9 protein-coding genes and 4 pseudogenes are annotated in these 10,030 nt (G+C 58.5%); 8 read left to right on the top strand and 5 right to left on the bottom strand.

Going from position 1 to position 10,030, the window contains the following annotated elements; translation table 11 throughout:
• Positions 1-145: 145 nt before the first annotated feature.
• Positions 146-289, top strand: a pseudogene (locus tag AC070A_RS34370) (fumarylacetoacetate hydrolase family protein); the annotation flags it as partial.
• Between the two features lie 62 nt (positions 290-351).
• Here the strand turns inward: AC070A_RS34370 and AC070A_RS34365 are convergent.
• Complete coding sequence (locus tag AC070A_RS34365; RefSeq protein ID WP_057252167.1) at positions 352-1,035, bottom strand: DAPG hydrolase family protein; 684 nt, start codon at positions 1,033-1,035, stop codon at positions 352-354.
• A gap of 128 nt (positions 1,036-1,163) precedes the next feature.
• Between AC070A_RS34365 and AC070A_RS34360 the strand changes: the two genes are divergently transcribed.
• A complete protein-coding gene (locus AC070A_RS34360; protein ID WP_057252166.1) occupies positions 1,164-1,763 on the top strand; it encodes a TetR/AcrR family transcriptional regulator in 600 nt (199 codons plus the stop codon).
• Between the two features lie 506 nt (positions 1,764-2,269).
• Here the strand turns inward: AC070A_RS34360 and AC070A_RS34355 are convergent.
• A complete protein-coding gene (locus AC070A_RS34355) occupies positions 2,270-3,313 on the bottom strand; it encodes an SDR family oxidoreductase (protein ID WP_113133429.1) in 1,044 nt (347 codons plus the stop codon).
• Between the two features lie 79 nt (positions 3,314-3,392).
• On the opposite strand from AC070A_RS34355, the gene AC070A_RS34350 reads away from it, so the two are divergent.
• The 6 genes and pseudogenes from AC070A_RS34350 (at position 3,393) to AC070A_RS34325 (ending at position 6,429) form a co-directional block, all read left to right on the top strand.
• Positions 3,393-3,791, top strand: coding sequence for a MerR family transcriptional regulator (locus AC070A_RS34350; protein WP_057252164.1), 399 nt, complete (start codon positions 3,393-3,395; stop codon positions 3,789-3,791).
• 160 nt (positions 3,792-3,951) lie between these two features.
• A pseudogene (locus AC070A_RS34345) lies at positions 3,952-4,892 on the top strand (alpha-hydroxy acid oxidase); the annotation flags it as partial.
• Positions 4,893-5,111: 219 nt separating this feature from the next.
• Entirely contained in the window at positions 5,112-5,321 is a 210-nt protein-coding gene (locus AC070A_RS34340; RefSeq protein WP_034806062.1) for a cold-shock protein, read from the top strand.
• Positions 5,322-5,445: 124 nt separating this feature from the next.
• Positions 5,446-5,670, top strand: coding sequence for a hypothetical protein (locus tag AC070A_RS34335; RefSeq protein WP_057252163.1), 225 nt, complete (start codon positions 5,446-5,448; stop codon positions 5,668-5,670).
• A gap of 29 nt (positions 5,671-5,699) precedes the next feature.
• Positions 5,700-6,088 (top strand): annotated as a pseudogene (locus AC070A_RS34330) (DUF6481 family protein).
• Between the two features lie 65 nt (positions 6,089-6,153).
• The gene (locus AC070A_RS34325; RefSeq protein ID WP_057252161.1) at positions 6,154-6,429 is read left to right on the top strand and encodes a hypothetical protein; all 276 of its coding nucleotides are present in this window, start codon (positions 6,154-6,156) and stop codon (positions 6,427-6,429) included.
• A gap of 79 nt (positions 6,430-6,508) precedes the next feature.
• Here the strand turns inward: AC070A_RS34325 and AC070A_RS34320 are convergent.
• The 3 genes and pseudogenes from AC070A_RS34320 to AC070A_RS34310 form a co-directional block, all read right to left on the bottom strand.
• Positions 6,509-7,257 (bottom strand): annotated as a pseudogene (locus AC070A_RS34320) (IS6 family transposase).
• Positions 7,258-7,662: 405 nt separating this feature from the next.
• On the bottom strand, positions 7,663-8,550 hold the full coding sequence (locus tag AC070A_RS34315; protein ID WP_113736742.1) for an NAD(P)-dependent oxidoreductase: 888 nt from the start codon (positions 8,548-8,550) through the stop codon (positions 7,663-7,665).
• A gap of 131 nt (positions 8,551-8,681) precedes the next feature.
• Positions 8,682-9,239 carry a DNA-3-methyladenine glycosylase gene (locus tag AC070A_RS34310; RefSeq protein ID WP_113133430.1) on the bottom strand — a complete coding sequence of 186 codons (558 nt, stop codon included), beginning with the start codon at positions 9,237-9,239 and terminating at the stop codon, positions 8,682-8,684.
• Between the last annotated feature and the right edge of the window lie 791 nt (positions 9,240-10,030).

Below are 10,030 nucleotides of genomic sequence, written 5' to 3'. Positions count from 1 at the left end.
TACCGTCACGAACCGGGCGCCGCCGTGCTATTCGTTGCGGCACTCTGCTTCCTGGCGGGGTCGCTCTTCCGATTCCTACAGGACATCCGGCTGTCGCAAGGTGAACACGACGATCGTCAGTTGCGATGATCGCCGTGCTGGTGGAGGCGACGTCATCGCAAGCGGCAGCCCCGGTGGTGTTGGGGCCAAGTGCAATCCACCGCTTTGAACGAAACCCGGCGACGTTGTTGAAGTCGAAGTCGACAAGTTAGGAGTGCTCAAAAACTCAACCATCGACGAGGCAGCTTAGAAGGCCGAGCGTTCCTGATGCTTCGACGCTCGGCTATCTTGCGTTATTTCAGTCGGGCGAAGCTACCAGTTGTCGGCAGGTCGAGAATTTGCGAGATCACCATAATATGCAGACGGAAGTGCCTTCGCGAGGAACGAGAACTCCGAATGGCAATGGCGCATCAGCCCCAGTCCGATCTCGTCCGGGACAGGGTGGCCGCCCTTGTCGCTATCGAGACCAAGAACGAATCTGCTTCGCAGAACGAGGCCATCGGGCGTGTCCCGTGTGACGTGCATCATCCGGCCGCCTATTGGAATTCCATGCTCGTCAATCTCAACATCATCGCCAAAGCCAATTCCAGCGTAGAAAAGTGCGGATACGCCGCCCACCCGCTTTGCGGCATCGATGTCCGTGGCACTGAAGTATGCGGCTGGGCTTAGGAACTTGATGGTTGCTTTGACCGGAGGAACCTCTCCTAGCGACTCCGTCGCCCTGATCGTCGCGCCGATGTAGTTCTCCCCTTTTTTCCAAAGCTCGTCCCACCCAAAATGGCGCTTGTGATCAATCGGGTGCCACCAGCGAAGGTGTTCGTCGGTTTCAAAATACTTGAACCACCATTCCAGCATCGCTCCATTGCACCCTGGCATTATCGTTCTGCAGGCGACCGTGAGGGTGCCGGAGGCGAAGCGCTTGATACCCATTTCGAGTCTAATTGGGTCGGCGTGCAGCAGCGCGACAGGGATTGCTGCTTCCAAATCCTCTTGCATTTCCTATCTCCTATATTTAGGAAACGTGTGGCGTTTCCTAAATATGATCGGTATATCCTTCGTACGACGTTGGTCAAGGGGATCAAGATTTGCGAGCGAGAGGGCGTCCGGCCCGTAATCGGCTTGAGGTGGAAAACAAAATTCTCCAAGCCTCAACACAACTTCTCTTTGACCAGGGATTTGCCAAGTTCAGCATCGATGCGGTGTCGCGTAGCGCAGGAGTTGCCAAAAAGACTGTTTACGCTGTGGCGGCCAATCGTGAGGAACTGGTCGGGAAAATCGTAGCGTCTTGGACTGAGCAACTCCAAACGAGTGGAGATCACCGGCCGAGCGAGCCGCGTCCTGATCCGGGGAGCCTGCAAGAGCTATTGAGCAGGATATATCGGATCGCCCTATCCAAGGAAGCTGTAGCCCTTTTCCGTCTCATCTGTGCTGAAAAGGAGGGCCGAGAACGGCTGGCAGAAATCTATAATCGAAATGGAGTCGAGCGGGGAGTGCTGGCCGTGGCGAACTGGCTGCGCGAGTACCAAGCCGATGTCCAGTCATTTGATGTCATCCGATTTGCCCGGATGATCCTTGCTGCTCTGGTTGCTGAGCCCTTGCGCAGGGCCGCTATCGGCCTTGAAACGCCATGGAACGATAGCGATGAGGAGGTCACCGCACGGGTTGGAGAGTGCGTGGATTTCTACGCAAGTATATTGTTCAAAGAGTTGGGCACGGCACCATAGCGGCCATCGTGGCGCATCTGGCGTTAAAGTTTCGTGGCGGATGCCGAGGCGGTGTCACAGCAATTGGGTGGCGAGCGCGACGAATGCCGGATCAGATGGTGCGACAATCAATCGGCGCAATGTTCCGGGGTTGTAATCCACATGCATACCGCCGGGCGCATTGTTTTTTGCCGTCGCCCCGCCACGCTGGCTGGCCAAGCCGAAGCCGAAACCTGGTCAAACTCTGGAAGAGTCGTTCCCGTTCCTGTTCACGTTGATGCCCCTTCACGTCTGAGTTGACGACCACTGATGAGCCAGCGTGAGTGTGGGTGATCGCGTTGCGATCGCCCAGTAGATCGGGCCACAATTAACCGAAGCGAAAATGAATCGACGCCTTCGTATCCGTGCGCGATTTCTAAGGAGAAAAGGGCACTAAGACCGAAATCAACGAATGTCGCCGGCCTTCAAGGGCCTTTGGCTGAAACCTCTGTCTTGGCTGTAGCCCTTTAACGCCGTATGGCGAGGTTTCAGCTAGGCAAGAAGCCGTGCGTACGGAACCAGGCCACTTCATCACGCAGGGTTTCGCTCACGGGCCGGAACTCCAGACCCAATTCTCGTGTGCTCTTCGCACAATCGTAGCGAGATCGGTCATTCTCCGTGGCAACTGTTCGCGCCATGGCCCAACTCAAGAGTACAGGCTTGCCAGTCATCCGCGCGTAGAGCTCATTGCCGGCGCCGATCAGGTAAAGCAAGAAGAGTGGAATGCGGCGGGTCGGTGCCTTGGCCCTGGTGGCTTGTGCGATCAACGGCAACAAATCGGCCATGGTCATATGCTGTCCGGCGGCGAGGTAACGTTCGCCGCGTTGCCCCCTGTGGCTAGCGAGGATCATCGCCCGCGCCACATCGCGCGCATCGACCACCGAGAAGGAGCCGGGTGGAACGCCGGGCAAGCGCTCGAGCGCCACATCCAGCACTGTTTGGCCAGCCGACGTCGGCCCGATATCCCCCGGCCCGTGCATCCAGCCCGGAAGCACCATGGCCGCCCAGAAATCGGGATGTTTGTCGAGAAAATCAAGCACCACGCGGTCCGACAGGATCTTGCTGCGGTAATAATCATCGGCGTCCCGCTCGTCCCGCAACATGGACTCGTCTATGGTTTGTCCCTTTGCACCGCGCAGCACTGCGACCGAGCTGGTATGGACGAAGCGCCGCACGCCGGCACGATAAGCGTGATCGAGCAAGCCACGCGTACCCGCGACATTGGCCGCGTAGAGCGCGTCCCAATGCTTCCCGCCTTTGTAAGAGTCCCGGAAATAAGCCGCTGTGTGGAAAACCACGTCGACGCCCCTAAGTGCGTCCGCAAAACCCGGCACGTCGAGCATATCGCCGGCGATGATCTCTAAATCCAGCCCGGCAAACTGCATTGCTGCTTTCTCGTGCGAGCGAACCAGCGCGCGCACGCCCCAGCCGTCGGCGATTAGTTCGCGGACCAGATTATTGCCCAGAAGGCCGGTTGCCCCAGTCACGAAGGCAGTCGGCTCATGGGAATCGTTATTAGGATAGTTCAGCATGAAAGTGTTCCACAATTGAGGGAACGCATCATATAAGGCTGGACTAAGGTCCATGGTCAACAGCTTAAGGTGTGAAAAAATGCTGATCGGAGAATTCGCCCAGCGAACAGGATTGAGCCAGGACACTGTCCGCTTTTATGTCCGCAAAGGTCTGCTCAGGCCGCAACTCGGCGCCAAAGGTGGTCGCAATCCCTATCAGATCTTCACTGCCCAGGACGCCTCGACGGTTCGGATGATCCGTTTCGCACAATCACTGGGTCTGCCACTCAAAGAGATCGCGGAGATTGCCACGGAACTGCAACGAGAGGGCTTATCGCCGGCGCGTGAGATCGAGATCATGGACGTCCAGCTCGTCAGGCTTGAGCAGAAGGCAACTGAATTGGCCGAACTGACCAATTACCTGCGGGCGAAGCGCGACTGGGTCGCGTGCGGCAAGCCGGGCGATGAACCGCGATTTACCGATGACAGGATTTGCTAACCTGCGAAACGCACGGAATCTTCGATCGACCAGCCGTCGGGCGCTATCGGCGAATGGCAGCGCTGGGTCGAAACGCGTCGATCGCAGCTTCCGAGGTAAGGTCTGGAAGTGGGCAAACCTGCAGCTCGGCGGCATGTATCATGTCCGCTTCTGTGATACCACCGTGCTCTGGGCCTATCTTGGTGACGTCGTGCTGGCCAAGGTGGCCAATGAGCGTCGAATTCCCATGATCATGAGTGGATCGTCGCTGACACGGCTCGAAGAAGTCGCCGCCACCGCCCCGGGCGCCTGGTTCCAGGCATATCTCCCGGGAGAACCAGATCGGATTGACGCGCTGGTCGACCGGGTACTACGCGCCGGTTTTCAGACGTTGGTACTCACGGTCGACACGGCTACTTTGGCAAACCGCGAGAACAATATTCGCGCCGGCTTCTCGACTCCTTTGCGGCCGAGCTTACGCTTGGCATGGCAAGGCATCACTCATCCCCGATGGACGATTGGAACCTTTTTACGCACTCTGGCAGTGCATGGCGTTCCACATTTTGAGAACTCCTATGGGGACCGTGGCGCACCGATCATCTCATCGAACTTCATGCGCGACTTCGGGCGGAGGGATCACCTGAATTGGGTCCATCTCGAGCGTATCCGCGCGCGTTGGCCGGGAAAGCTCGTCGTCAAAGGCGTTATGCATCCGGATGACGCGTTGCGGGTTCATGAGTTGGTGCGGATGGGCTGATAGTGTCCAATCACGGCGGCCGTCAACTCGACGGGACCATGTCGCCCTTAAGTGCGCTTCCTGCGATTGTTGCGCGGGTCGGCAACAAAACCGCTGTCATGATCGACGGTGGCTTCAGGCGGGGCACCCATGTAATCAAGGCAATCGCCCTGGGTGCGCGCTTCGTCTTTGTTGGGCGCCCATTCCTCTATGCGGCGGTCGCCTCCGGCAGTCCAGGTATCCTCAAAGCTATCGACATCCTAAAAACCGAAATTCATCAGAATATGGCGCTCCTCGGAGCCGTGGCGCTAGACGACATCGATGGCAGTTTTGTCGTTTGCCGTGATCGCGACAGCGCTGTATCGGCGTCTGGAAGTGTGAAATGAGCGCAATCTTAGGATGTATTCTGCATGTTGGAAAACTAATCGTTGACGCGGCAATCCAAGTCCCTTATAGATGCGGCATCGATCTTTTGCTTGCCGAGCTTTGTCTACCGCGCGATTGGCACCGCGCCTTAAGCGAACTTCCCTTTCAAAAACAGTCGGTTTCTACCTGCGCAGCATAGGCTGCGCGGTTCCTCACTCTATGCTTTGAAAGGGTTCATCATGACCACAGGCACAGTAAAATGGTTCAACTCCACCAAGGGCTTCGGCTTCATCCAGCCTGATAACGGTGGCGCAGACGCGTTCGTGCACATCTCCGCTGTCGAGCGCGCCGGAATGCGCGAACTTGTCGAAGGGCAGAAGATCGGCTTCGAGCTCGAGCGCGACAATAAGTCGGGCAAGATGTCTGCTACCAATCTGCAGTCCGCCTAAAATCGAGATTTGCTTCCCTTTGACCACGGATGTACTGGCACTGCCGGAAGCTGTTTCAACAAGGCCAGGCGTTTTGCCTGGCCTTTTTTGTTTCGGTTGCTAAGCCGAACTAGTTGAGGTTCCAATGATAGAAGCACACAGCAAATCCCGTCAGCAGGCGGAGATCGCCTTCATGAAAGTCCGGACGCAGTTCTTCTCCAAAAACAACGCGATAGAAGAGGTGGAATCCGTCGCTCAGGCCCGGGATGCCAAGTCTCTCCGGCTTCGAGAGGCACGTCTTGCAAAGGAGTTGGGCGACCGCTTGTCGGCGCCACCCTACCTCATCGCCAAACGCGCCAAGGCGCGCTGATCTCTGCTGCGCTCACTATTGGGATAAGAATGAAGAACGCCAGAAAAAACGAAGTCTCCGACCGCCGAGCCGCATCCGCTGACGCCAAAACTGCTCTCCTGAACGCCTACCGAGCGGCAAGGACTGCGGCGGAACCAGCTAGGATGGCAAGGCAGGCCGCGCGCAGCCATTGCCACCGCTCGTGAAGAGCGGCGTGTTGAACGCGAGCGTCTGAAGCTTGAGGAGCAAAAGCGTATCGAGACCGAGCCGAACCGAGCCGACAGCGCGGCAGGCAGCCGTTGAGGCGGCGGCAGTCACCGAAACCGAAGCGCGGGCGATCGCCGAAAATGCACGTATAGCGCAGGTGATCGAAGATGAGGCGGTGCGGAAGGCCAACCGCGACCGGCGCTATGCCAATCGCAAGGCAAGACAAGGATAGCTTTTGCTGCCACCCGACAGCATGGCGATGTCATTCTCGGGACACTCAAAACGAAAGGGAGCCCGATGGCACCGGATACGAATGAACTCCAGGCGATCAACACGTCGTGGCAAATCGCAATCCAGGAAATCCTGCGCATGGTCATACGTGACATGTACCGTGCCGGCGGCGAGGCAAATTTCAAGGCGCACATCAAACGCATCGAAGAGGCCGCCGTCGACAGCATCTATACCGATCTAAGACTTCGAGGAACCAATGAGTGGACCGAGTTGCTCGTCAAGGAACGGGCGAGCAATTTCGTAACCACCTTGCTGACGTCCTTTACCTACGACCGAGCCTGACCGGGTGCACGTACGCTAGTTGCGATCGGCGATGTCACGTTGCTTCATCAACGCCCGGACAAGGCTTTGGTCTGTGACCTCAGACTGTTGCGCCGGCCACGGCATTCCACTGCGCCATCGCGCGGGTCCGATGAATGTGGGTGGCGAGGGCTGAGCGTTTCTGGCGCGGCGGGACGAAGAGATTTCGGACTGCTGAAAAGACTGAGATGAAACGTTGCAGGCCGCCGGAAGATCGAAATCCCTGCATCATCCGCTCTCGTTTTCGAAGTGGCACGTGAGAATTCTCCGCGCGATTGTTCAGCCCCTTGTGCGAGCGGCGTTCTACAGCCGACATCACGTCGCGTCTTATAGCTCCATATGAGCGCTGCTTGTCGGTGACGATCCGTTTCGACGCCAAGCCTTGCTTCTTCAGCAGCCTGACCAGCAATCGCTTGGCAGCTTTGGTATCGCGCCGCTCCTGGACGACCTCGTCGAGAACGTAACCGTCCTCGTCAACGGCACGCCAAAGCCAAACTTGCGGCCGCCGATGGAAATCACGACCTCGTCCAGATGCCAGATATCCTTTCGCGACGGCTTCTTTCTGCGCAACTGTTTCGCATAAGCCGCGCAGAATTTGCGGCCCACCGCCGTATCGTTTCGTAGGACACGACAATGCCACGCTCCAACAGCATTTCCTCGACCAACCGCAGGCTCAAAGGGAACCGGAAGTACAGCCAGACCGCACGCGCGATAATCTGCGGGGGAAAGCGGTGGTTCTTGTAGCTGATGGTCGGTTCGCTCATCCCCCCAAAATATCCGCCAACCTTTAAGCCACCGACAACGCGACATCACCCACACAACGCCTTCAGGGAAGGCGTGTCGGCATGTTCGGGCGAGGCAAGTAGCTTCTTGGCAATGGACGCATGATTTGCCCCCGGCGCGGAATCCCCCTGGCGCCACCCAACACGGCCAGCCTTCACTTATGCACACTTCCCGTCAGCCAATCCGGCGATAAGTCTGCCACGCAATTTGCTCCGGTTACCAAGAATGCGGCCGTTTCTTTCTGCCTCGGCCGAAAAGCGAGGGGCAACATGTAGATAACGGCGGCGGAACTCATGAAGAGCTCTGCGCCAATTCCTATGCATCCGCAGATCCGCCTAAACCTTGCGTGTCCGCGATCCGGGCGAGAGCGCGCATAGACGCTTCGATGTCGTGCTCGACGCCGGAGAAAGCCGCGCCGTTAACAGCCGCCTCTCACTTGATGCCGTTCGCCTCGGCGACGAAATCCGACAGCATCGGCACGTATTCCTCGCCGCGACCAGCTCCGACCGCCTGGGCGAAGGAATTCCTGACTGCGGCCCCGATCGGGTTCGCGACGCCGCTCGCATTGGCGAAGCCGGCGAGATAGCTCATGTCCTTGAAGCCGTTGCGGATTGCGAACTTGTGGGCGTTCGGGTCACGCTCCAGCACCCAGCGGAAGAACGTCTGATAGAAGGGGCAATCCATGCGGCCCCCTCGGATGACGCTGTCGAAGACTTCCGGGGTGAGCCCCGCTTTGCGTCCGAGCATCAGCGCCTCGGAATAGAGCGCCGCATAGCCCATCGAGAGAAAGTTGTTGAGCAGCTTCATCGTGTGGCCGGTGCCGGTTGGGCCTGTGTGGACGATTCTGCCGGCGAAGCATTCGAGCACGGGCCAGACACGGCGCACGTCCTCGTCCGCGCCGCCGACCATCACATCGAGCGTACCGGCGGCGGCGTCCGCCGGGGTACGGCTGAGCGGCGCATCGATGAGGGTAATAGCCTTGCCGGCAAGGTTCGCAGCGAGTTTTGTGGTGACGGAGGGATCGGAGGTCGAACAATCGACGATGGTGAGCGGCTTGCCGGCGGAAGCGATGCCGTCCGGGCCTTCAATCACCGAGAGGACTTCCGGCGAGCCGGTTACGCAAAGGATGATGAAGTCGCAACACTCGGCCATATCGCGCGGTGTTGCTGCCTCCGTCGCGCCCTCGGCGACCAGCGCGTCGACCGGCGCGCGATTGCGATGCGCCATCACGCAAAGCGGCGAGCCCTTCTTCAGGATATTCGCCGCCATGCCCTGACCCATCAGCCCGAGCCCGATGAAGCCCACATTTGATTTCGTCATTTGGTCGCCTCCACTGATTGGCTATCGAGATTACGATGATTCTGGGTCGGGGCCCGAGAGTCATTGAACGCGATCGATTCCGACAAGTCGAGCCTCGGGATCAGGCTAAAAACGGCGCAGGCGTTTCCGCGCTAGAATTTACGGCTGACGAAGGGCGAGTTGGCGAGCCCGAAACGCCACGGGTGTTCCACCGCCTTCGTAACTCCCACACGGATACCGCTGGAGATCGGCGGACGCTGAGCCGGTAGGTGGAGGTGAAACGGCTCCTGCCAAAGCGGCAGGCCATCCTGCGCTCTATTGATCGCCAGCGCCTGGCCGAGGCGTCCCGGCCCGGAGCACAAGAGCCTGTCCTTACTAACACCCCTCCGCGCTTGCATCGCCTCGATGCCCCACTTCGGCTCGATCGCGCGGATCAAGACGGCGCTGCCGGGCAAGCAAACGAAGTTGAGACACCAATGGAGGCCATAGGAGAGATAAACATAGGTGTGCGCCGGCGGACCGAACATCGCTCGATTTCGGTCGGTGGCGCCGGCGAAGCTGTGCGACGCGGCGTCATCGAGCAGATATGCCTCGGTCTCGACAATAATTCCGCCGACGCCGGACACCGCGAATTCGGCGCCGATCAGGTCCGCCGCCACCTCGACGGCGGGGCGCACGAAAAACTTGGCATCCCACCTCAATCGATGCACCGCAGGGTCCTAGCCTCCATCTTTGCATGATGGTCTACTGGATCATTCCTTGGATAGGAATCGATTTAAGGGATCAGGCGGCAATTCACAGTGCCACATCACCACGCTGTCGACCGGCGGAATTCACCTCCGCACGCAACACGCGCTTCCGGTGCTGCTCGCGGCCAGAGGGTGGGCCTCAGCCTCTTCCCTTTGCCAGCGGCAGTGGGATCGTAGCGACGCCACCGCATCTTTTGGGAAACAGATCAGGGGCATCGCGTGACGATACGAGGTGCGACCTTTGGGTGTCACGGACGGCCATAACCGGTCTTGCTCTTGTCGTGCATGGTTTGCAACGAGCGCCGCCAAATATGGACCGTGGCGAAACGCTGGAATTGGTCTGGACCGAGCGAGGAGGGCCTGCAGTCGCGCAGACCGAGACAGAGGGTTTCGGGACAAAGCTTGGCAAGCTCACTGTCGAAAAACAGTTCCGCGGAGAGATCATTCGCATCTGGGACCCTAAGGGTCTCGTCGTTCGGCTGATCGTTCCGAAGGATCGATTATTAGAACGAATAGGCGCGAGCGCAGCGAAGCCACCGTCAACATCACGCGGGTCATCCTCCGCAGATCTTATGTACCCCCCGCCAACGGCCGATCTCGCCTAACTTTGGCCGGCAACAAACCTTTGCTCTTTTGGTTCGTCCGTCTCCCTCACCAATCCCTTTCAGCGGTTTCTGGAGTTGCCCCATAAAAACCGGACAGGATCAGGTTTCTGTTTGACGGTTTAAGAACTCGCGCGGTGATCGATATCC

This window comes from Ensifer sp. GW101-20A05, assembly GCF_059424735.1.
The sequence above is the reverse complement of the archived record's forward strand: the minus strand, read 5'-3'. Positions and strand labels throughout refer to the sequence as shown.